Source organism: Variovorax ureilyticus (assembly GCF_037889935.1).
GTDB lineage: Bacteria > Pseudomonadota > Gammaproteobacteria > Burkholderiales > Burkholderiaceae_C > Variovorax > Variovorax ureilyticus.
On the sequence record NZ_JBBKZU010000016.1, the window covers coordinates 85,716 to 103,332 of the forward strand.

At 67.4% G+C, this 17,617-nt stretch carries 16 protein-coding genes; 14 read left to right on the top strand and 2 right to left on the bottom strand.

What is annotated here, in order from left to right; translation table 11 throughout:
* Nucleotides 1–13 precede the first annotated feature (13 nt).
* Nucleotides 14–1,012 (top strand): succinylglutamate desuccinylase/aspartoacylase family protein, encoded by a 999-nt coding sequence (locus tag WKW77_RS28285; RefSeq protein ID WP_340360223.1) that lies wholly within the window; start codon nt 14–16, stop codon nt 1,010–1,012.
* A gap of 24 nt (nt 1,013–1,036) precedes the next feature.
* On the opposite strand, the gene WKW77_RS28290 is transcribed toward WKW77_RS28285, so the two are convergent.
* Both WKW77_RS28290 and WKW77_RS28295 read right to left on the bottom strand, forming a co-directional pair.
* Nucleotides 1,037–2,824: a carboxylesterase/lipase family protein gene (locus WKW77_RS28290; RefSeq protein WP_340360224.1), complete on the bottom strand. Its 1,788-nt coding sequence runs from the start codon at nt 2,822–2,824 to the stop codon at nt 1,037–1,039.
* 92 nt (nt 2,825–2,916) lie between these two features.
* The gene (locus WKW77_RS28295; protein WP_340360225.1) at nt 2,917–3,519 is read right to left on the bottom strand and encodes a phenylacetic acid degradation protein PaaY; all 603 of its coding nucleotides are present in this window, start codon (nt 3,517–3,519) and stop codon (nt 2,917–2,919) included.
* A 187-nt stretch (nt 3,520–3,706) separates the two neighbouring features.
* On the opposite strand from WKW77_RS28295, the gene WKW77_RS28300 reads away from it, so the two are divergent.
* From WKW77_RS28300 to WKW77_RS28360, 13 genes are all read left to right on the top strand, one after another.
* Nucleotides 3,707–4,507 (top strand): enoyl-CoA hydratase-related protein, encoded by an 801-nt coding sequence (locus tag WKW77_RS28300; protein WP_340360226.1) that lies wholly within the window; start codon nt 3,707–3,709, stop codon nt 4,505–4,507.
* Nucleotides 4,508–4,641: 134 nt separating this feature from the next.
* Nucleotides 4,642–5,091, top strand: coding sequence for a hydroxyphenylacetyl-CoA thioesterase PaaI (gene paaI / locus WKW77_RS28305; protein WP_340360227.1), 450 nt, complete (start codon nt 4,642–4,644; stop codon nt 5,089–5,091).
* A 20-nt stretch (nt 5,092–5,111) separates the two neighbouring features.
* Nucleotides 5,112–6,431, top strand: coding sequence for a phenylacetate--CoA ligase PaaK (gene paaK, locus WKW77_RS28310; protein WP_340360228.1), 1,320 nt, complete (start codon nt 5,112–5,114; stop codon nt 6,429–6,431).
* Between the two features lie 18 nt (nt 6,432–6,449).
* A complete protein-coding gene (locus WKW77_RS28315) occupies nt 6,450–8,888 on the top strand; it encodes a penicillin acylase family protein (protein ID WP_340360229.1) in 2,439 nt (812 codons plus the stop codon).
* A 38-nt stretch (nt 8,889–8,926) separates the two neighbouring features.
* On the top strand, nt 8,927–9,937 hold the full coding sequence (paaA, locus tag WKW77_RS28320) for a 1,2-phenylacetyl-CoA epoxidase subunit PaaA (protein ID WP_340360230.1): 1,011 nt from the start codon (nt 8,927–8,929) through the stop codon (nt 9,935–9,937).
* A gap of 23 nt (nt 9,938–9,960) precedes the next feature.
* Entirely contained in the window at nt 9,961–10,278 is a 318-nt protein-coding gene (gene paaB / locus WKW77_RS28325) for a 1,2-phenylacetyl-CoA epoxidase subunit PaaB (protein ID WP_340360231.1), read from the top strand.
* Between the two features lie 10 nt (nt 10,279–10,288).
* Complete coding sequence (gene paaC / locus WKW77_RS28330) at nt 10,289–11,062, top strand: 1,2-phenylacetyl-CoA epoxidase subunit PaaC (RefSeq protein WP_340360232.1); 774 nt, start codon at nt 10,289–10,291, stop codon at nt 11,060–11,062.
* Between the two features lie 14 nt (nt 11,063–11,076).
* Nucleotides 11,077–11,574: a 1,2-phenylacetyl-CoA epoxidase subunit PaaD gene (gene paaD / locus WKW77_RS28335; RefSeq protein WP_340360233.1), complete on the top strand. Its 498-nt coding sequence runs from the start codon at nt 11,077–11,079 to the stop codon at nt 11,572–11,574.
* 17 nt (nt 11,575–11,591) lie between these two features.
* Nucleotides 11,592–12,677 carry a 1,2-phenylacetyl-CoA epoxidase subunit PaaE gene (gene paaE, locus WKW77_RS28340; protein WP_340360234.1) on the top strand — a complete coding sequence of 362 codons (1,086 nt, stop codon included), beginning with the start codon at nt 11,592–11,594 and terminating at the stop codon, nt 12,675–12,677.
* A 13-nt stretch (nt 12,678–12,690) separates the two neighbouring features.
* On the top strand, nt 12,691–13,314 hold the full coding sequence (locus tag WKW77_RS28345; protein ID WP_340360235.1) for a TetR/AcrR family transcriptional regulator: 624 nt from the start codon (nt 12,691–12,693) through the stop codon (nt 13,312–13,314).
* A gap of 45 nt (nt 13,315–13,359) precedes the next feature.
* Complete coding sequence (locus WKW77_RS28350) at nt 13,360–14,514, top strand: ABC transporter substrate-binding protein (protein ID WP_340360236.1); 1,155 nt, start codon at nt 13,360–13,362, stop codon at nt 14,512–14,514.
* 145 nt (nt 14,515–14,659) lie between these two features.
* Nucleotides 14,660–15,688 carry a branched-chain amino acid ABC transporter permease gene (locus WKW77_RS28355; RefSeq protein WP_340360237.1) on the top strand — a complete coding sequence of 343 codons (1,029 nt, stop codon included), beginning with the start codon at nt 14,660–14,662 and terminating at the stop codon, nt 15,686–15,688.
* Nucleotides 15,685–17,511 (top strand): branched-chain amino acid ABC transporter ATP-binding protein/permease, encoded by a 1,827-nt coding sequence (locus WKW77_RS28360; protein WP_340360238.1) that lies wholly within the window; start codon nt 15,685–15,687, stop codon nt 17,509–17,511. Before WKW77_RS28355 ends, WKW77_RS28360 begins: the two co-directional genes overlap by 4 nt.
* Nucleotides 17,512–17,617: the final 106 nt, after the last annotated feature.

The following is a 17,617-nucleotide window of genomic DNA, read 5'->3' on the forward strand; positions in this document are numbered from 1 at the left end:
GGATGGCCGGCTCATGACCGTTTCGACCGCCGCACTGACCGCCAGCGACACGCTCCGCATCCACGCGTACGCCGCGATCGAGCCCGGGCCGAAGTTCATCGTGCTCGGCGGCGTGCATGGCGACGAAACCTGCGGCACCGCGGGCATCGAGCGCGCCGTGGCCGAACTCGATGACGGCAGGCTGCGGCTGCTGCGCGGTCAGCTCACGATGGTGCCGGTCGCGAATCCTCTCGCCCGGCGGCGTGGACGCCGCGAAGGAGAGCGCAACCTCAATCGCCTCTTCGAACCTTCGGCGCCGGGCATGGAGCCGGCCGATTACGAAGCGCGCATCACCAACCTGCTGTGTCCGCTGCTCGACCGGCACGAGGTGCTTCTCGACCTGCACTCGTTCCAGAGCGCGGGCGAGGCTTTCGCGATGATCGGACCGCGCGACAACACCGGCACGCTCGAACCCTTCGCGCGCGCCTTCGAGGAGGGCCAGCTCGCTCTGCACCTGCGCACGCCGCGCGTCGTCGAAGGCTGGCTCGACATCTATGCCGCCGGTGTCGCGCAGCGCGCGGGCGGCAAGCCGGTCGATCCGGTGCAAGTGGCTTTCGGGAAGGGCACCAACGAATACATGCGAAGCCGCGGCGGCTACGGTGTCACGCTCGAATGCGGGCAGCACGAGGACCCCGCGGCGCCCGGCGTGGCCTATGAGGCGATTCTTTCGGCGCTGCGCCTGCTCGGCATGATCGCGCCGGAACCGGGTGCGTTGCCGCCGCCGAAGCCTTCGCTGCTGCGGCTGGTCAGCGTGGTCGACCGCTTCCACGAAGAAGACCAGTTCGTGCGCGAGTGGGCCACCTTCGACCCGGTCTCGCGCGGCGACCCGATCGCGGTGCGCGAGGACGGCAGCGTGCTGCACTCGGAACGCGACGGGTTCATCGTGTTCCCGAATGCGGAAGCGTTGCCGGGGACGGAGTGGTTCTACTTTGCGGTGAACAGTGATCGGGATCTGACGCAGCAGCCCCGATAGTCGCGATAGTCCCGCACGTCGCCTTCACTGGACCGAAATGGCCTTGTGCGCCGGCGTGGCGTCGAAGAGGAGCGTCGACGGCCAGGGCTGCCAGGTCACGCCGAGTGCCGCCGGTGCATTGGGGTCGCCTCGCCGCGCAAAGGCGCCGAGGCTCTTCATCATCGCGTCGGACAGGTCCAGGCGGCCCGGCTTGTTGGCCGTCGAATTCGCGATGTTCGAGAACAGCGAAGGCCCGAAGTTGCCGAAGATGAAGGCGAGGTCGAACGCATGTGCTGCGCCGTAGATGTCGTTCCAGGGCGCCGGTTCCTCGTCCCAGTCGAAGCGGTAGTACCAGACCTCGTTCTGCTGCGCCTTGAGCGCGTTGAGGACGTTGTCGCGGCTCGCGATGAAGAAGATCTGGTTGAGCAGGTCCGTCTTCGCGTTGAAGCCGGTGACCGGCGTGGTCACCGGAAGATAGACCGAGGGAATCCACTGCCCGATCGTGATCGTCGGCGGCGCGTCGGGGTTGTAGCCGAACTGCGTCGAGAAGAGCACGGCATCGCTCACCAGCCGGCCGCTCACGCCGCCGAGTGCAGGTGACAGCGCGAGGAAGGAGGGGAACAGCTTGGCCTCGTCGCGGGTGTTCCCTGCCAGCACGGGCACCCGCAGGTAGTTGCCGGCCTGGATGGCGGCGATCGGGTCGACCGGCAGCACGATGCCGTCGGGAATCGGGCCGGAGCCCGCCAGCCCGAGCGGCGCGAGTCGGGTCAGCAGCGTGCTGAACAGCGCGGCCGGACTCTTCGAGCGCAGATAGGCCGCGATCTGCGCGGGCGTCTGGCTTGCCGCGTAGGCGGCGGCGGATGCGGCATCGCTGGCCAGGCCATCCGCGATGATCTGTTGGGTGAGCAACGCGCTGCCCTGTGCGGCGTAGGTCGATTTCGGGTTGAGCGTCGGGATGCGCCCCGGCGGCAGATTGGACGCCAGCGAGATACCGCCACTGAGTGGCACCAGCCGGTGAAAGAGCGGCTGACGCGCGTTGGTCACCAGCGGCGAGGTCTGCAGTGCATAGACATTGATGGCGCCAGCCGATTGGCCCATCAAGGTGACGTTGCGCGGGTCGCCCCCGAACGCATCGATGTTGCCGCGCACGAATTCGAGCGCCTTCACGATGTCGAGCAGCGCAAAGTTGCCCGAGTCGCCCACGCCGCCGGTGCCCGCCTTGAGCTGCGGCAGATCGAGGAAGCCGAAGATGCCGAGCCGGTAGTTCACCGTCACGACGACGGCGTTCGCGGCCCTGGCGAGCGCCGCGCCGTCGTAGACCGGGTCCGCGGTGTAGCCCGACACATCGCTGCCGCCGTGGACGAAGACGATCACCGGAAGGTCTTCGCCCTTGTCGTTGCCCTGGCCCGGGTTGTCGTCCCCGTTGCCGCCCTTGCGCTCGGTCTTCGCCGGACGCCAGATGTTCAGGTACAGGCAGTCCTCGCTGCCGACCGCCTGGTTCAGCGTGGTGCCGATCGTCGCGTCGTAGCGGTTGTTGGCGCCGGGGCCGTAGATGCGCCCATATTGGGCGCACGCATTGGCGAACTGCTGGGTGGCCAAGGGCCGATGCCAGGCTTCCGGATCGACCGGCGCTTTCCAGCGCAGGTCACCGACGGGTGGCTTCGCGAAGGGCACGCCCTTCCACGCCAGCGTCCCCGTGCGATCCGAGTCGTCGATGCCGACGACTTTCCCGAACTGCGTGTCGCGCATGACGTCCGCGCGTCCGAGCGCCCAGCAGGGCGTCTGAGAAAGAAGCGCAACACACCCCGCCACCAAGCCGGCCTTGAGCATCATGGTCTTGTCCCCTCCAGAAGGGCGCAACGGTAAGGGCTGGCGGTTGGCAGCGCCTACCCGGGCAAACCCGATTTGCGCCGAACGGCGGGGGCTCAGCCGCGCTTGGTCGCGATCAGCGGCTTCACGTCCGGCGCCTGCACGCGCGGCCGGTTAGCCTCGACCGCGGGGAGTGCCGTGACCTCCTTCATGCTCGCGAGGCTGCGCTTCGTGAGGTCTTGATAGGTCTTCGTGCCTTCGAGCTTCCACGCGACTTCCTGGTCCGTCAGTTCGCGGATCACCTTCGCTGGGATGCCTGCGGCGAGCGATCTCGGCGGGATCTTCTTGCCGGCCGGAACGAAGGCGCAGGCCGCGAGGATGGTCGCTTCGCCGACCTCGGCTTCGTCCATGACGACCGCGTTCATGCCCACCAGCGCATCGCGCCGCACGATGCAGCTGTGCAGCACGGCGCCATGGCCGATGTGGCCGTTTTCTTCCACCACGGTGTCCTGCTGCGGAAAGCCGTGGATCACGCAGGTGTCCTGCAGGTTGGAGCCGCGCTTGAGCTCGATGCGGCCGAAGTCGCCGCGCAGCACGGCGCAGGGGCCGACATAGCAGTCGGGCCCGACGATCACGTCGCCGATCAGCACGGCGGTGGGGTGCACGTAGGCGCTCGGGTCGATGACCGGCACCACGCCTTCGATGGAATAGCAGGGCAAGGCTGTCTCCTTTTCCCGGTGGGATTCCGGGTGGTTTCTGGGCTAGGGGTAAACCCTCTGCAAGTTTGACTTGCGTCAGGATTGATGACGATCTTATGATTCACCGACCGGTCGGTCAACAATACTTTTGACGCAGATCAACACCCGCCCGGCACCCCGATCCCGTTCCCACGTCTGGAGACACAGCTTGTCTGATGCACTCGTCCTCGCCTCGCAGGACGGCCCGGTTCTGACGCTCACGCTCAACCGGCCCGCCGCGCTCAACAGCTTCAACGGCGCCATGCACGAGCAGCTTCGCGCGGCGCTCGATGCGGCCGCAGCGGATGCCGCCGTGCGCTGCGTGATCCTCACCGGCGCCGGCCGCGGCTTCTGCGCCGGACAGGACCTGGCCGACCCGATGGTCGCGCCGTCGCCCGCCGGCGAGCCGCCCAAGGACCTGAGCCGCGCGATCGCGCTGCACTACACGCCGCTGGTCAAGCGCCTCAAGTCGATGCCGGTGCCGGTGATCGCCGCAGTCAACGGCGTGGCGGCCGGCGCGGGTGCGAACCTCGCGCTGAATTGCGATCTCGTGCTGGCCGCGCAGTCGGCGAGCTTCATCCAGGCGTTCGCGAAGATCGGCCTCGTGCCCGACACCGGCGGCACCTGGCTGCTGCCGCGCATCGTCGGCCGCGCCCGCGCGCTGGGCTTGGCGATGCTCGGCGACAAGCTCGGCGCGGCGGAAGCCGAACGTGTCGGCCTCATCTGGAAGTGCGTCGAAGACGCCGCGCTCGCCGACGAAGCCCGCAAGCTCGCCGAGCGCCTCGCCGCCATGCCGGTGAAGGCGCTGGCCGCCACCCGCGCCGCGGTCGATGCCGCGCAGCACTTCACGCTCGACCAGGCGCTCGACCACGAAGCTGCGCTGCAAGCCGAACTGGGCCGCGCCCACGATTACCTCGAAGGCGTGGCCGCGTTCGGCGCGAAGCGCGCTCCCCAGTTCACCGACCGCTGAAATGAAGCTCACCCCCAGCCTCGCCCACTGCGTGTGGCTCGGACACCCCCTCTCCGGGGGCAACCCCGGCGGCCCGGCAAAGCCGGTTCCGCGGGGTTCCTGGCCTCGGCCATGCGGCGCCATCGAAAACTGATATGTCCACACCTCACTCCGAACGCACCCCGCAGCAGATCGCCGACCTCGTTCGCGAACGCATGTTCGCCAACGACCGCGCGGCCCGAGGCCTCGGCATGGAAGTCACCGAAACCACGCCCGGCAAGGCGACCGTCACGATGACCGTGCGCGAGAACATGCTCAACGGCCACGACATCTGCCACGGCGGCCTGATCGCCACGTTGGCCGACACCGCCTTCGCCTACGCCTGCAACTCGTACAACGAACTCACCGTGGCCTCGGGCTTCTCGGTGGACCTGATGGCGCCGGGCCGCGAAGGCGACGTGCTCACCGCGCGCGCCTTCGAAGTGTCGAAGGCCGGCCGCACCGGCGTCTACGACTGCGACATCACCAACCAGCGCAACGAGCGCATCGCGGTCTTCCGCGGTCGCTCCTACACCATCAAAGGCAAGCCGGTCTTCACCGCGTAAGCCAGCCCGAGGAGACATCCATGCCCGTGAAGCAGCCCCGCCCCGGCGAACTCGAAGCCATCGAAACCGCGAGCCGCGACGAGATCCAGTCGCTGCAGCTCCAGCGCCTGCGCTGGACGCTCCAGCACGCCTACGACAACGTGCCGCACTACAAGAAGGCCTTCGACGAGAAGGGCGTGCACCCGAGCGACCTGAAGCAGCTCAGCGACCTGTCGAAGTTTCCCTTCACCACCAAGAAGGACCTGCGCGACAACTATCCCTTCGGCCTCTTCGCGGTGCCGCGCGAGCAGGTGTCGCGCATCCATGCGTCGTCGGGCACCACGGGCAAGCCCACGGTCGTCGGCTACACGAAGAACGACATCGACACCTGGGCCACGCTCGTCGCGCGCTCCATCCGCGCCGCCGGCGGCCGCGCGGGCGACATCCTGCATGTGGCCTACGGCTACGGCCTTTTCACCGGTGGTCTCGGCGCGCACTACGGCGCGGAGAAGCTCGGCTGCACCGTCATCCCGATGTCGGGCGGGCAGACCGAGAAGCAGGTGCAGCTCATCCGCGACTTCAAGCCCGACATCATCATGGTCACGCCGAGCTACATGCAGGTGATCGTGGAAGAGTTCGTGCGCCAGGGGCTGGACCCGCGAGAAAGCTCGCTCAAGGTCGGCATCTTCGGGGCCGAGCCCTGGACCGAGGCGATGCGCCACGAGATCGAGAACAAGGCCGGCATCGACGCGGTCGACATCTACGGCCTGTCGGAAGTGATGGGCCCGGGCGTCGCCAGCGAATGCATCGAGACCAAGGACGGCCCGGTGATCTGGGAAGACCACTTCTATCCCGAGATCATCGACCCCGAGACCGGCGAAGTGCTGCCCGATGGTTCGGAAGGCGAACTGGTCTTCACCTCGCTCTCCAAGGAAGCGCTGCCGATCATCCGCTACCGCACGCGCGACCTCACGCGCCTGCTGGCGCCCACGGCACGCGCGTTCCGCCGCATGGGCAAGATCGTCGGCCGCTCGGACGACATGCTGATCATCCGCGGCGTGAACGTGTTCCCGACGCAGATCGAGGAGATCGTGCTGCAGCACGCCAAGCTGTCCGGGCAGTACCAGATCAACGTGAGCCGCGACGGGCTGCTCGATGCGGTCCACGTGAAGTGCGAACTGCAGCCGCTGGCGGCCCCGGCGACGGGCGAGAAGGAGGTCGCCGAGATCGCACGCTGGCTGCAGCAGCGCATCAAGACGCTGGTCGGCATCAGCACCACCGTCACGGTGCTTCGGCCCGACAGCATCGAACGCACCCTGACCGGCAAGGCCCGGCGCGTGGTCGACGAGCGCAAGGCCTGAGCGGGAACGAGTCGATTCATGCTGCGAAATCTCACCCTTCTCTGCGCATCGCTCGCGCTCGCCGGCTGCGCCGCCATGGGCGGCCATCCGAGCGGTACCGCCACGATCAAGCGCGACACCTATGGCGTGCCGCACGTCTATGCAAACGACACCTACGGCCTCTTCTATGGCTACGGCCATGTCGTCGCCGAAGACCGACTCTTCCAGATGGAGATGGCCCGCCGTGCTGTGCTGGGCACGGTCTCCGAAGTCATGGGTCCGTCCTACGTGGCACTCGACAAGGGCAGCCGTTCGACGTTCACGCCCGAGTCGATCCGTGCGCAGATGGCCAGGCTCTCGGCCGATGACCGCGCGATCTTCGACGGCTACGCCGCAGGCTTCAACGCACGCGTGAAAGAAGTCCTTGCCAGCCCGTCCACGCTGATGCCGCGCCAGTTCATCGACGCCGGCTTCGAGCCGAAGGCCGATTGGACCGGCTACGACGTCGCGATGATCTGGGTCGGCACCATGGCCAACCGTTACTCGAACACCAGCAGCGAGGTCGCGAACCTGCGCCTGCTGGAGCAGCTCAAGAAGGCGCGCGGCGATGAGACCGGACGCGCCCTGTTCGACCAGATCCGCTGGGTCGAGGACCCGCTCGCGCCCACCACCGTGCCGCGCACCGGCGCACGCGCGCAGGCCGCGGCGGAACCCGCGACGCCGGACAACGAGCTGCTGGCGCGTCTTGCGCCGGTTTCGCCGGCACTGCTCGTTTCGCGCAACGAGGTCGATGCCGCGCGGCGCGGCGTCGCCGAGCCGTGGGAACGGCCGGTCGCGAGCAACCTGTGGATCGCCGGGCCGAAGAAGACGGCCGACGGCAGCACGGTGCTCATCAACGGGCCGCAGTTCAACTGGTTCAATCCTTCCTACGTGTTCGCGGTCGGCCTGCACGGCGCGGGCTACGAGGTGACCGGCAATACGCCCTTCGCGCATCCGGTCGTCCTGTTCGGCACCAACGGCAAGATCGCCTGGGGCGCCACGGCGGGACCGCTGGACGTCAACGACATGTACCAGGAGCGGCTCAATCCTTCGAACCGCTACGAGTACAGCTTCAACGGCAGCATGCGGCCGATGACCAAGCGCACCGAGGTCATCAAGGTCAAGGGCCAGCCCGACCAGACGCTCGACGTGTACGCGACCGTGCACGGCATCGTCACCGACTTCGACCTGCCGAACAACACCGCCTACTCGATGAAGCGCAGCTGGGACGGCTACGAGCTCGAATCGCTGCTCGGCTGGATCCACTCGATGCAGGCGAAGAACTGGGAGCAGTGGCTCGCGCAGGCCTCTCGCGTCGCGATCACCATCAACTGGTACTACGCCGACGCCGACGGCAACATCGGCTACGTGTCGCCAGGCCGCCTGCCCATCCGGCCCGCTTCGCAGGACCCGCGGCTGCCTGCGGTCGGCGACGGCTCGATGGAGTGGCTCGGCATCCGTCCGTTCAGCGAGGACCCGCAGGTCCTCAACCCGGCGCAGGGTTATGTGGCGAACTGGAACAACCAGTCCGCACCCGGTGCCGTGAGCGACGGCGGCAACTACAGCGTGGTGGACCGCGTGAACGAATTCATCGCCCGCCTCGAATCCAAGCCGCGCCTCACGGGCGACGAGCTGTGGGCCATCAATCGCAGCACCGCCTACGCGGACACGAATGCGCGCTATCTGCTGCCTTTCATCGTCCGCGCCACCCGCGGCCTGCCGGACAGCGATCCCGCGCAACGCGGCGCGAAGATCCTGGCGGCGTGGAACATGGAGAACGACGACCCGTCGGCGCAGGGCACCTACCAGAGCCCGGCCACCACGGTCATGATGACCTGGCTGCCGATCATCTACAAGCAACTGCTCTCGGATGATTTGCCGCCCGAGGTGTTCGCTGCCTACGCGGGCGGCGGCTATGCCGGCGCGACGCAGGTGGCCAGCATCCGTCCGGGCAACGGCACCAAGCTGCTCTACAACGCACTGCTTGGCCCGAAGGCCGGCGTGCCGCAGCGCTACGACTTCTTCAACGGCGCCGACCAGGACGCGATGATCCGCAGCACGCTCGCGCAGGCGGTGAACGAGCTCACCGCCCGCTACGGCAGCGACCCCGCCCGGTGGCGCACCCCGGTCACGAAGCACGTCTTCCTGACGAACAACTTCATCGGCGCGCCGCAGGCTGGCGCCGGCGAGCAACTCGGCCTGCCGAGCTTCATGAACCGCGGCACGCAGAACGACAAGGTGGTGTTCAGCGCCGGCGGCGTGTCGATGTGCACTTCCGCGCCGCCGGGCCAGAGCGGCTTCATCGCGCCCGACGGCCGCAAGTCCGCGCACTACGATGACCAGATGACGCTCTTCAAGGATTTCGGCTGCAAGAGCGAATGGCTGACGCCGGCCGAGGTCGACACGCATCTCGAGTCGACCCGGCAGCTCACCTACTGAACCCAGTTATTGACTCTCTCATCAGGAAGGAGATCACGATGTACACGCAAGCCATGGACACGATGGGCAAGGACGAGGGCGGCAAGAAGGCCGTTCGTTCCGCCGAGGAAATGCAGCTCGAGGAGCGTTTCGACGCCCATATCGACGCGGGCGATTTCATCGAGGCCAAGGACTGGATGCCCGACCACTACCGCAAGACGCTGGTGCGGCAGATCAGCCAGCACGCGCACTCGGAAATCGTCGGCATGCTGCCGGAAGGCAACTGGGTCACGCGCGCGCCGACGCTCAAGCGCAAGGCGATCCTGCTGGCCAAGATCCAGGACGAAGCCGGCCACGGGCTCTATCTCTACTCGGCCGCCGAAACGCTCGGCACCTCGCGCGACCAGATGCTCGAGGCGCTGCACACCGGCCGCGCCAAGTACAGCTCGATCTTCAACTACCCGACGCTCACCTGGGCCGACATGGGCACCATCGGCTGGCTGGTCGACGGCGCCGCGATCATGAACCAGGTGCCGATCTGCCGCTGCTCGTATGCACCCTATGCGCGCGCCATGATCCGCATCTGCCGCGAGGAGAGCTTCCACCAGCGCCAGGGCTTCGAGGCGCTGCTCACGATGATGCAGCACGGCACCGAGGCGCAGAAGGCGATGGTGCAGGACGCGGTCAACCGCTGGTGGTGGCCGTCGATCATGATGTTCGGCCCCCCGGATGACCAGTCGCCCAACTCCGCACAGTCGATGCGCTGGGGCATCAAGCGCATCTCGAACGACGAACTGCGCGCCAAGTTCATCGACGCCACCATCGAGCAGGCCAAGGTGCTCGGCGTCACGCTGCCCGACCCCGACCTCAAGTGGAACGAGGAACGCCAGCACTACGATCACGGCACGATCGACTGGAGCGAGTTCTGGCGCGTGGTCGGCGGCGACGGCCCGTGCAACCGCGAACGCCTCGGCGCACGCGTCAAGGCATGGGACGACGGCGCCTGGGTGCGCGATGCCGCGCTCGCCCACGCCGCCAAGCGCGCCGAGCCCCAACCCCTCGCTGCCTGACCCACGATCCAAGGAATACGACCATGAGCAACCCGAATCCGTCGAACGCCGCAGCCCCCGCCACCGAGTGGCCGCTGTGGGAAGTCTTCGTCCGCAGCCGCTCCGGCCTCGACCACAAGCACTGCGGCAGCCTGCACGCCGCCGACCCGAAGATGGCCATCCAGATGGCCCGCGACGTCTACACCCGCCGCCAGGAAGGCACCAGCGTGTGGGTCGTGCGCTCCGACCAGATCGTCGCGAGCGACCCGGGCGACAAGGACATGTACTTCGATCCGATGGAAGACAAGGTCTACCGCCACCCGACGTTCTACAAGCTTCCCGGTTCTGTGGACCACATGTGAGGTGAGCGAGATGCAAGCCTCCATCGCCGTCGACCTCCAGCCCATCGTGCAGTACCTGCTGCGCATCGGCGACACCTGCCTGATCCACGCGCAGCGCATTTCCGAGTGGTCCGGGCACGCGCCCATCCTCGAAGAAGACATCGCCATGTCGAACATGGCGCTCGACCTCATCGGCCAGTCCCGCGCGGTGCTCACGCTCGCGGGCCAGCTCGAAGGCCGAGGGCATGACGAAGACCAGCTCGCCTTCCTGCGCCAGGAGAAGGACTACCGCAACCTCACCATGGTCGAGCTGCCGCGCGGCGACTTCGCCTTCACCGTGGTGCGCAACGCGATGATGGCCACGCTCATGAAGCTGCTCTGGGAACGCCTGCACGAGTCGAGCAACGCCGAACTCGCAGCGATCGCCGGCAAGGCGGTCAAGGAAGCGCGCTACCACCAGCAGCACGCCGCCGACTGGGTCGTGCGCCTGGGCGACAGCACCGACGAAGCCCGCCAGCGCATCGAGAAGGCACTGCGCGAGCTGTGGCTCTACGTGCCCGAGCTCTTCGAATCCGACGCGATCGACGAGGCCGCGAGCGCCGCAGGCATCGGCCCGCGCTGGACCGACCTGCAGGCGAAGTGGCTCGAAGAAATGGACGCCATCCTGGGCGAAGCCACGCTCCAGCGCCCCGACGATGCGGCTTTCCGCAGCACCGGCAAGCGCGGCGTGCACAGCGAGCACATGGGCTACATCCTCGCCGAGATGCAGTATCTGCAGCGCGCCTACCCCGGGGGCGTCTGGTGAACGCGCAGGCGCCCATGGCGACGCGCAGCGAACGGGCCTGGGACGTGCTCGGGACGGTGCTCGACCCCGAGGTGCCGGCGCTGTCGGTACGCGACCTGGGCATCGTGCGCGACGTGGTCGAGCACGACGACCGGCTCGAAGTCGTGCTCACGCCGACCTACTCGGGCTGCCCCGCGACCGAAGTCATCGAGCATGACGTGCTCGCCGCGATCGAGAAGGCCGGCCTCGGGCCCGCCTACGTGACCTTGCAGCGCGCACCCGCCTGGACCACCGACTGGATCAGCGCCGAAGGCCGCCGCAAGCTCTTCGAATACGGCATCGCGCCGCCCGGCCCCGCACCCGATGGCGCGGTGCCGATCCGCATCTTCGGCCGCAAGGCCGACACGGTGATTTGCCCGCGTTGCGGGAGCAAGAACACGGAGCGTCTCTCCGCGTTCGGCTCCACCGCCTGCAAGTCCATGTATCGCTGCATTGCCTGCCGCGAACCCTTCGAACATTTCAAGCCGATCTGAAGCGGCGGAGCACCCCCATGAGCGTCATGTTCCATCCATTGACCGTGCGCCAGATCGCACCGGACACCGACGAAGCGGTGATCGTTTCCTTCGACGTGCCGACCGACCTGCGCGAAGTCTTCGGCTTCACGCAGGGCCAGTACCTCACCCTGCGCAAGGAGATCGAAGGCCAGGACCTGCGCCGTTCCTACTCGATCTGCGCCGGCGTCGATGACGGCGAGCTGCGCGTCGGCGTGCGCAAGGTCAAGGGCGGCACCTTCTCCAACTGGATCAACGAGAAGCTCCAGCCCGGCGACACCATCAACGTGATGGCGCCGCAGGGCCGTTTCTTCGTGCCGATCGAGCCCGAGGCGAAGCGCCACCATGTCGGCATCGTCGGCGGGAGCGGCATCACGCCGATCCTGTCGATCATGAAGACGGTGCTGGCGCGAGAGCCCCACTCGCGCTTCACGCTGATCTACGGCAACCGCAAGCTGCAGTCCACGATGTTCAAGGAAGAGCTCGAGGACCTGAAGAACCGCTACATGACCCGCCTCGTTCTGCACCACGTGTTCAGCGGCGAGCCGACCGATGCGCCGCTGAACATGGGCCGCATGGGCCGCGAGAAGCTCGGCGAGTTCTTCGCGAGCGTCGTGCCCGCCGGCAGCATCGACCACGCCTACATCTGCGGCCCGTTCCAGATGAACGACGAGGCCGAGGCCGCGCTGCTCGCGGCCGGCGTGCCGGAAGACCGCATCCACATTGAGCGCTTCGGCGTCGCGACGCCCGAAGGCGCACCGGTGGGCGCGGTGATCCACGAGGCCAAGCCGGGCGATGCCGAAGTGGCGAAGATCGTCATCATCCGCGACGGCCTGCAGCGCGAGATCGAGTTCCGCAAGGACCAGCCGAGCATCCTCGACTGCGCCTCGGCCTCCGGGCTCGAAGTGCCGTTCTCGTGCACCTCTGGCGTATGCGGCACCTGCCGTGCCAAGGTCGTCGAAGGCGAGGTGCGAATGGAGCGAAACTTTGCGCTCGACAAGAACGAGGTCGCAGCCGGCTTCGTTCTGACCTGCCAGGCCCATCCATTGACAGAGAAGGTGGTCCTCTCGTTCGACGAACGCTAGAACAAGGAATTCCATGGCCCGTGGACGCTCACCCGGTTACGACGATCAGCGCGAGATGATTCTCGAGAACGCCGCGCAGCTCTTCGCCAACCGCGGCTATTCCGCCACCTCGATGAACCAGGTGGCGGAAGCGTGCGGATTTTCCAAGGCCCTGCTCTATCACTACTACCGCGACAAATACAGCCTGCTGGTCAGCATCGCCGAGAACCACGTGTCGCGACTCGAAGGGCTCGTCACCGACGTCGAGGCACAGAAGCTCGACGCCGAGGCGCACCTGCGCGAACTCATCCGCCGCTTCGTGCAGGAATACGCGGGTGCGCGCCATGCGCACCGCGTGCTGACGGAGGACGTGAAGTTCATGGAGCCCGAGGACCGCGAGCGCGTGCTCGGCACGCAGCGCAAGGTGGTGTCGGGCTTCGCGCGCGCGGTGCTCGAACTGCGGCCCGACCTGCGCGACGCGGCGCTCGCCAAGCCGCTGACCATGCTGCTGTTCGGCATGATCAACTGGATGTTCATCTGGATGCGCCCGGACGGCGAACTCGACTACGACGCCATGGCCCCGGTGGTGGCCGATCTCTTCCTCGGCGGACTGCCGGGCGTGAAGATCCCGCAGCGCATCGTGCACGTAGACGCCTAGAAGTCAGCTCACTCTTTCATCAACCACCACAACGGAGACATGCTCATGAAACACCTCAAACCCCTCGCGGTGATCGCGGCGCTGCTGGCGTCGGCACTCGCGCATGCGGACATCAACGTCGGCGTGACCGTCTCGGCCACCGGGCCGGCGGCTTCGCTGGGCATTCCCGAGAAGAACACCATCGCGCTGATGCCCAAGACCATCGGGGGCCAGAAGATCAACTACATCGTGCTCGACGACGCCAGCGACACCACCGCAGCGGTCAACAACACGCGCAAGCTGATCTCCGAGAACAAGGTGGACATCATCCTCGGCTCGACCACCACGCCGAATTCGCTCGCGATGATCGACGTCGCTGCCGAAAGCCAGACGCCCGTGATCTCGATGGCCGCTTCGGCGCGCATCGTCGAGCCGGTGGATGCCAAGAAGCGCTGGGTCTTCAAGACGCCGCAGAACGACATCATGATGTCGCTCGCGATCGCCGAGCACATGGCGTCCAACGGCGTGAAGACCGTGGGTTTCATCGGTTTCTCCGACGCCTACGGTGAAGGCTGGTTCCAGGAGTTCTCCAAGGCGGCCGACCTCAAGAAGCTGAAGATCGTCAGCAACGAGCGCTATGCGCGCACCGACACCTCGGTCACGGGCCAGACGCTCAAGCTGATGTCCGCCAAGCCCGACGCGATCCTCGTCGCGGGTTCGGGCACGCCCGCCGCGCTGCCGCAGAAGAGCCTCAAGGAGCGCGGCTACGCCGGCAAGGTCTACCAGACGCACGGCGTCGCCAACGCCGACTTCCTGCGCGTGGGCGGCAAGGATGTCGAAGGCACCTTCCTGCCGGCCGGCCCGGTGCTGGTCGCCGAACAGTTGCCTGCCAGCAACCCGGTGAAGAAGTCCGCGCTCGCCTATGTGTCGGCGTACGAAGCCGCGAACGGCAAGGGCTCGGTCTCGACCTTCGGCGCGCATGCCTGGGACACGGGGCTGCTGATGGCCGCCGCGGTTCCGGTTGCGCTCAAGAAGGCGCAGCCCGGCACGCCCGAGTTCCGCGCTGCACTGCGCGACGCGCTCGAACAGGTCAAGGAACTGCCCGGCGCACATGGCGTGTTCAACATGACGCCCAACGACCACCTCGGCCTGGACCAGCGCGCCCGCGTGATGGTGAAGATCGAGAACGGCGCCTGGAAGTACATCCCCCCGTCACCTTGACCCACCCCCAGGCTTCGCGCACTTCGTGTCGCTACGCCAACCCCCTTGCAGGGGGCGATACCAGCGGCCCGGCTGAGCCGGTTCCGCGGTATCCCTGGCCTTGGTGCTTCGGTGCGCGCAGGTTGATGGACTGACTGGAACAGACATGGATTTCGACATCGCCCTTTTGCTGGGGCAGGACGGCATCGTCAACGGCGCCGTCTACGGACTGATGGCGCTGGCGCTGGTGCTGGTGTTTTCCGTCACGCGGGTGATCTTCATCCCGCAGGGCGAGCTGGTGGCTTTCGGCGCGTTGTCGATGGCCGCGCTCAACGCCGGGCGCACGCCGGCCACGCTCTGGCTGCTGGTGGCCCTCGCCGTCGCGACGCTGGCGGTCGAAGGCTGGCGCTGGAAGCGCGGCGCGACCGTGGACTGGAAGGCCACGGCCGTCTGGACCATCGCTTTCCCGCTCGTCGCCTGCGTGCTGGTGCTGGGCGTGAAATCCACGTCGCTCGCGATGCAGGCGGTCACCGCGCTGGTGCTCATCACGCCGCTCGGTCCGCTGCTGTATCGCCTGGCCTACCGGCCGCTGGCGGATGCGACGGTGCTGATCCTGCTGATCGTCTCGGTGGCGCTGCACGGCGTGCTGGTCGGCCTCGGCCTGCTGTTCTTCGGCGCCGAAGGCTCGCGCACGCCGCCTTTCTCCGAAGCGCGGCTCGACATCGGCGGGCTCGCGATCACCGGCCAGTCGATGGTGGTGGTCGGCGTGGCGGCGGTGCTGGTCGTGCTGATGTTCCTCTTCTTCGAACGCTCCATCGTCGGCAAGGCGCTGCGCGCCACCGCGATGAACCGTGTCGGCGCGCGCCTCATGGGTATCCCGACCGACCTGTCGGGCGACCTGAGCTTCGCGCTCGCGGCGCTGATCGGCGCGGTCTCCGGCCTGCTCATTGCGCCGCTGACCACGGTGTATTACGACACCGGCTTCCTCATCGGGCTCAAGGGCTTCGTCGCGGCGATCGTCGGCGGGCTCGCGAGCTATCCCATCGCGGTGCTCGGCGCGCTGCTGGTGGGGCAGCTCGAAGCCTTCTCTTCGTTCTGGGCGAGCGCGTTCAAGGAAGTGCTCGTGTTCACCTTGATCATCCCTGTACTTTGGTGGCGGTCTCTCCGCAGCCGTCACGTGGAGGATGAGGAATGACCCGCCGCCACCTCACCCTCATCTGCATCGCCGCGCTCGCGCTGAGCTGGGCCTGGCTGCCCGAGTTCACCGTGACGATGTTCAGCTACATCGGCCTCTATTCGATGGTCGCGGCGGGACTCGTGATGCTCACCGGCATCGGCGGCATGACCTCCTTCGGTCAGGCTGCGTTCGTGGCGATCGGCGCGTATGCGACCGCGTGGGTCTGCACGTCGCCCGCAGCGGCGGCCGCGCTGGGCGGCTTCGTGCCGGCGGGCGCGCTGCCGTGGGTCGGGCTGGTGCTCGGCCTCGTGCTGACCTTCGCGGTGGCGTGGGCGCTCGGCGCGATCACGCTCAAGCTCTCGGGCCATTACCTGCCGCTGTGCACGATCGCATGGGGCCTGAGCCTCTACTTCCTGTTCGGCAACCTCGAGTTCCTCGGCGGGCAGACTGGCATCACCGGGCTTCCGGCGCTGACCGTCGCGGGCCTCTCGCTCGCATCGCCGCGCGCACTCGGGCCGCTGATCTGGGCGGCATTGCTGCTCGCGCTCTGGGCGCTGCACAACCTGCTCGATTCGCGCGAAGGCCGGGCGATCCGTGCGCTCAAGTCGGGCCGCGTGATGGCCGAATCGATGGGCGTCGACACGGCGCGTTATCGCGTCAAGGTGTTCGTGCTCGCGGCACTGCTCGCGGCGCTGTCGGGCTGGCTCTATGCGCACATGCAGCGCTTCGTGAACCCGACGCCGTTCAACCTCAACATCGGCATCGAGTACCTCTTCATGGCGGTGGTGGGCGGCGCGGGTCACCTGTGGGGCGCGGTGCTCGGCGCGACGCTCATCACGCTGGTCAAGGAGCAACTGCAGGACATCCTGCCCAAGCTGCTCGGCGCCAGCGGCAACTTCGAGGTGATCGTCTTCGGGCTGCTGATGCTCTTCGTCCTGCAGCGCTTCGCCGACGGCCTGTGGCCGACGCTCGCGCGCTGGTCGTCGCGCTTCCTCAAGCCCGAGCCGGTGCGCGCGCCGAAGTCGACCGCATCGCTCGCCGGCCGCACGCTGCCGCCGGCCGGCACGCTGCTGCTCGAATCGGACAAGGTCACCAAGCGCTTCGGCGGCCTCGTCGCAAACAACGCGGTCGCGATGACGCTGAAGGCCGGCGAGGTGCACGCGTTGATCGGCCCCAACGGCGCGGGCAAGAGCACCTTCTTCAACATGATCTCGGGGGTCGACGACCCGACCGAAGGTGAAGTGCGGCTCATCGGCGAGACGATGAACGGCAAGCCTTCGCGCGACTACGCTGCGCGCGGCCTGGGCCGCACCTTCCAGCATGTGCGCCTGCTCGGCACCCGCACCGTGCTGGAGAACGTCGCCGTCGGCGCGCATCGGCGCGGACGTCACGGCTGGATCGCCTCGATGCTGCGGCTCGACCGCGCCGAAGAGGCGGCACTGCTCGCCGAAGCGCGCCGGCAGATCGAGCGCTGTGGCCTTGGTGCCTATGCCGACGTGCCCGCCGCGTCGCTCGCGCTCGGCCAGCAGCGCGTGGTCGAGATCGCCCGTGCGCTCGCGGGCCAACCGGCCGCGCTGCTGCTCGACGAGCCCGCGGCCGGTCTTCGCCATCTGGAGAAGCAGGCCCTCGCGACGCTGCTTTCTCAACTGCGTGCGGAAGGGCTGGGCATCCTCATCGTCGAACACGACATGGAGTTCGTGATGAACCTCGCCGATCGCATCACGGTGCTGGAGTTCGGCACCGTCATCGCCGAAGGCACGCCTGCCGAAGTGCAGGTCAACCCCCGTGTGCTCGACGCCTACCTGGGCGGCAGCGACGAACCCGTTCCGATGGCAGCCTAGGATGAAGCTCACTCCCAGCCTCGCCCACTTCGTGTGGCTCTGCACCCCCTCACCGGGGGCGCACCCGGCAGCCCGGCGAGCCGGTTCCGCGGGCGCCCGCGAATGA

Coding starts and splice junctions, on each gene's coding strand:
- paaI (WP_340360227.1), top strand. CDS start 4,642: ATGTCCACACCTCACTCCGAACGCACCCCGCAGCAGATCGCCGACCTC.
- WKW77_RS28315 (WP_340360229.1), top strand. CDS start 6,450: ATGCTGCGAAATCTCACCCTTCTCTGCGCATCGCTCGCGCTCGCCGGC.
- paaA (WP_340360230.1), top strand. CDS start 8,927: ATGTACACGCAAGCCATGGACACGATGGGCAAGGACGAGGGCGGCAAG.
- WKW77_RS28350 (WP_340360236.1), top strand. CDS start 13,360: ATGAAACACCTCAAACCCCTCGCGGTGATCGCGGCGCTGCTGGCGTCG.
- paaC (WP_340360232.1), top strand. CDS start 10,289: ATGCAAGCCTCCATCGCCGTCGACCTCCAGCCCATCGTGCAGTACCTG.
- paaD (WP_340360233.1), top strand. CDS start 11,077: ATGGCGACGCGCAGCGAACGGGCCTGGGACGTGCTCGGGACGGTGCTC.
- paaK (WP_340360228.1), top strand. CDS start 5,112: ATGCCCGTGAAGCAGCCCCGCCCCGGCGAACTCGAAGCCATCGAAACC.
- WKW77_RS28290 (WP_340360224.1), bottom strand. CDS start 2,824: ATGATGCTCAAGGCCGGCTTGGTGGCGGGGTGTGTTGCGCTTCTTTCT.
- paaB (WP_340360231.1), top strand. CDS start 9,961: ATGAGCAACCCGAATCCGTCGAACGCCGCAGCCCCCGCCACCGAGTGG.
- WKW77_RS28285 (WP_340360223.1), top strand. CDS start 14: ATGACCGTTTCGACCGCCGCACTGACCGCCAGCGACACGCTCCGCATC.
- WKW77_RS28345 (WP_340360235.1), top strand. CDS start 12,691: ATGGCCCGTGGACGCTCACCCGGTTACGACGATCAGCGCGAGATGATT.
- WKW77_RS28360 (WP_340360238.1), top strand. CDS start 15,685: ATGACCCGCCGCCACCTCACCCTCATCTGCATCGCCGCGCTCGCGCTG.
- WKW77_RS28355 (WP_340360237.1), top strand. CDS start 14,660: ATGGATTTCGACATCGCCCTTTTGCTGGGGCAGGACGGCATCGTCAAC.
- paaE (WP_340360234.1), top strand. CDS start 11,592: ATGAGCGTCATGTTCCATCCATTGACCGTGCGCCAGATCGCACCGGAC.